The sequence below is a fragment of the Bacillus sp. Nf3 genome (genome assembly GCF_003028545.1).
Lineage (GTDB): Bacteria > Bacillota > Bacilli > Bacillales > Bacillaceae > Bacillus > Bacillus safensis.
The window spans coordinates 1-620 of record NZ_PYUA01000055.1 but is presented as its reverse complement, the minus strand read 5'-3'; the positions used below and the strand labels follow the sequence as shown (position 1 = coordinate 620).

2 protein-coding genes are annotated in these 620 nt (G+C 71.0%); one reads left to right on the top strand and one right to left on the bottom strand.

What is annotated here, in order from left to right:
- Positions 1-285, top strand: a 285-nt coding sequence (locus C9414_RS20820; protein WP_368731617.1) for an acyl-CoA carboxylase biotin carboxyl carrier protein subunit, incomplete at its 5' end; no start/stop codon positions are given.
- A 50-nt stretch (positions 286-335) separates the two neighbouring features.
- On the opposite strand, the gene C9414_RS20815 is transcribed toward C9414_RS20820, so the two are convergent.
- Positions 336-620: nitroreductase family protein (locus tag C9414_RS20815; RefSeq protein ID WP_181286190.1), on the bottom strand; the 285-nt coding region annotated here is incomplete at its 5' end.

Below are 620 nucleotides of genomic sequence, written 5' to 3'. Positions count from 1 at the left end.
GCCGATGGCCAGCATCGTTTCACCCTGCACGATCCGGTGGGTGAATCGGACCATGCCGTGGCCGACGCCGGCAGCCTGCTGGCACCGATGCCCGGCAGGATCGTGGCCACGCTGGTCGCGGCCGGCACCGAGGTCAAGCGCGGCACGCCGCTGGTGGTGCTGGAGGCGATGAAGATGGAGCACACCCTGCAGGCACCGGCCGATGGCACGGTGAAGGGCTATCGTGCCAAGGCCGGCGACCAGGTCGGTGATGGTGCAGTGCTGGTGGACTTCGAGGCCGCCTGAGGGGGCGTGGCCGGGCCCTATGGCCCGGCGACAGCCTGGGCCGCTGACCGTCAGCCCGGCAGCGGCCACACGTGGCCACCCGGATCCAGTTCCGCGGTGGTCTTTTCGGCCTTGCGCCAGCCCAGCCCGCAGATGGCCAGCGCGCCCTCGGCCATCGGCCGCAGCCCGAACGCGCGCCCGGCCTCGGCTTCGTTGATGGCGGCGGTGACGAACGCGCCCAGGCCCTGTACGGTCGCGGCCGCATACAGCGCCTGCGAGACATGCCCGGCATCGAGCGTGACCGCGCGATAGGCCTTGGCGTGGTTGCGGTACTTCCAGTAGTTGCGTTCGAACCG